The sequence below is a fragment of the Streptomyces sp. NPDC032472 genome, assembly GCF_040636955.1.
Taxonomy (GTDB): Bacteria; Actinomycetota; Actinomycetes; order Streptomycetales; family Streptomycetaceae; genus Streptomyces.
Window position 1 is genome coordinate 1,918 of sequence record NZ_JBEZVK010000159.1, and the last position, 3,227, is coordinate 5,144.

The following is a 3,227-nucleotide window of genomic DNA, read 5'->3' on the forward strand; positions in this document are numbered from 1 at the left end:
GGTTTTGTCCGGTGGGGTGGTGGGTGGCTGGTCGTTGTTTGAGAACTACACAGTGGACGCGAGCATCTGTGGCCAAGTTTTTAAGGGCGCACGGTGGATGCCTTGGCACCAGGAACCGATGAAGGACGTGAGAGGCCGCGATAGGCCCCGGGGAGCTGCCAACTGAGCTTTGATCCGGGGGTGTCCGAATGGGGAAACCCGGCAGTCGTCATGGGCTGTCACCCGCTGCTGAACACATAGGCAGTGTGGAGGGAACGAGGGGAAGTGAAACATCTCAGTACCCTCAGGAAGAGAAAACAACCGTGATTCCGGGAGTAGTGGCGAGCGAAACCGGATGAGGCCAAACCGTATGCGTGTGATACCCGGCAGGGGTTGCGCATGTGGGGTTGTGGGAATGAGCTTCAGTCGTCTGCCGGCGGCTGGGCGAGTCAGAAACCGTATGGATAGGCGAAGGACATGCGAAAGGTCCGGCGTAGAGGGTAAGACCCCCGTAGCTGAAATCTGTACGGCTTGCTTGCTCATCTCCCAAGTAGCACGGGGCCCGAGAAATCCCGTGTGAATCTGGCGGGACCACCCGCTAAGCCTAAATATTCCCTGGTGACCGATAGCGGATAGTACCGTGAGGGAATGGTGAAAAGTACCGCGGGAGCGGAGTGAAATAGTACCTGAAACCGTGTGCCTACAAGCCGTGGGAGCGTCGGGATCTTCGGATCCTCGTGACTGCGTGCCTTTTGAAGAATGAGCCTGCGAGTTAGCGGTGTGTAGCGAGGTTAACCCGTGTGGGGAAGCCGTAGCGAAAGCGAGTCCGAATAGGGCGATTGAGTTGCACGCTCTAGACCCGAAGCGGAGTGATCTAGCCATGGGCAGGTTGAAGCGGAGGTAAGACTTCGTGGAGGACCGAACCCACCAGGGTTGAAAACCTGGGGGATGACCTGTGGTTAGGGGTGAAAGGCCAATCAAACTCCGTGATAGCTGGTTCTCCCCGAAATGCATTTAGGTGCAGCGTCGTGTGTTTCTTGCCGGAGGTAGAGCACTGGATAGGCGATGGGCCCTACCGGGTTACTGACCTTAGCCAAACTCCGAATGCCGGTAAGTGAGAGCGCGGCAGTGAGACTGTGGGGGATAAGCTCCATGGTCGAGAGGGAAACAGCCCAGAGCATCGACTAAGGCCCCTAAGCGTACGCTAAGTGGGAAAGGATGTGGAGTCGCAGAGACAACCAGGAGGTTGGCTTAGAAGCAGCCACCCTTGAAAGAGTGCGTAATAGCTCACTGGTCAAGTGATTCCGCGCCGACAATGTAGCGGGGCTCAAGCGTACCGCCGAAGTCGTGTCATTGCAGCAATACTCCCAACGGAGGCTGTGATGGGTAGGGGAGCGTCGTGTGCCGGGTGAAGCAGCCGCGGAAGCGAGTTGTGGACGGTTCACGAGTGAGAATGCAGGCATGAGTAGCGATACACACGTGAGAAACGTGTGCGCCGATTGACTAAGGGTTCCTGGGTCAAGCTGATCTGCCCAGGGTAAGTCGGGACCTAAGGCGAGGCCGACAGGCGTAGTCGATGGACAACCGGTTGATATTCCGGTACCCGCTTTGAAACGCCCAATATCGAATCCATTAATGCTAAGGCCGTGAAGCCGCCCTGGATCCTTCGGGTGAAGGGGAGTGGTGGAGCCGCTGACCCAAGGTGGTAGTAGGTAAGCGATGGGGTGACGCAGGAAGGTAGTCCAGCCCGGGCGGTGGTTGTCCCGGGGTAAGGGTGTAGGCCGAGGGGTAGGCAAATCCGTCCCTCATATAAGGCTGAGACCTGATGCCGAGCCGATTGTGGTGAAGTGGATGATCCTATGCTGTCGAGAAAAGCCTCTAGCGAGTTTCATGGCGGCCCGTACCCTAAACCGACTCAGGTGGTCAGGTAGAGAATACCGAGGCGTTCGGGTGAACTATGGTTAAGGAACTCGGCAAAATGCCCCCGTAACTTCGGGAGAAGGGGGGCCATCACTGGTGATGAGTCTTGCACTCTGAGCTGGGGGTGGCCGCAGAGACCAGCGAGAAGCGACTGTTTACTAAAAACACAGGTCCGTGCGAAGCCGTAAGGCGATGTATACGGACTGACGCCTGCCCGGTGCTGGAACGTTAAGGGGACCGGTTAGCTTGGTTTCGACCAGGCGAAGCTGAGAACTTAAGCGCCAGTAAACGGCGGTGGTAACTATAACCATCCTAAGGTAGCGAAATTCCTTGTCGGGTAAGTTCCGACCTGCACGAATGGCGTAACGACTTCTCGACTGTCTCAACCATAGGCCCGGTGAAATTGCACTACGAGTAAAGATGCTCGTTTCGCGCAGCAGGACGGAAAGACCCCGGGACCTTTACTACAGTTTGATATTGGTGTTCGGTTCGGCTTGTGTAGGATAGGTGGGAGACTTTGAAGCAGCCACGCCAGTGGTTGTGGAGTCGCCGTTGAAATACCACTCTGGTCGTGCTGGATGTCTAACCTCGGTCCGTGATCCGGATCAGGGACAGTGTCTGATGGGTAGTTTAACTGGGGCGGTTGCCTCCCAAAGGGTAACGGAGGCGCCCAAAGGTTCCCTCAGCCTGGTTGGCAATCAGGTGTTGAGTGTAAGTGCACAAGGGAGCTTGACTGTGAGACCGACGGGTCGAGCAGGGACGAAAGTCGGGACTAGTGATCCGGCGGTGGCTTGTGGAAGCGCCGTCGCTCAACGGATAAAAGGTACCCCGGGGATAACAGGCTGATCTTCCCCAAGAGTCCATATCGACGGGATGGTTTGGCACCTCGATGTCGGCTCGTCGCATCCTGGGGCTGGAGTCGGTCCCAAGGGTTGGGCTGTTCGCCCATTAAAGCGGTACGCGAGCTGGGTTTAGAACGTCGTGAGACAGTTCGGTCCCTATCCGCTGTGCGCGTAGGAATATTGAGAAGGGCTGTCCCTAGTACGAGAGGACCGGGACGGACGAACCTCTGGTGTGCCAGTTGTCCTGCCAAGGGCATGGCTGGTTGGCTACGTTCGGGAGGGATAACCGCTGAAAGCATCTAAGCGGGAAGCCTGCTTCGAGATGAGTATTCCCACCTCCTTGAGAGGGTAAGGCTCCCAGTAGACGACTGGGTTGATAGGCCAGATGTGGAAGCCCGGTAACGGGTGGAGCTGACTGGTACTAATAGGCCGAGGGCTTGTCCTCAGTTGCTCGCGTCCACTGTGTTAGTTCTGAAGCAACGAACA

The 3,227-nt window shown here is 56.9% G+C and carries 1 rRNA gene; it reads left to right on the forward strand.

The annotated features are described in order from the left end of the window. Positions 1 to 70 precede the first annotated feature (70 nt). Positions 71 to 3,186 (forward strand): 23S ribosomal RNA (locus tag AB0F11_RS37430). Positions 3,187 to 3,227: the final 41 nt, after the last annotated feature.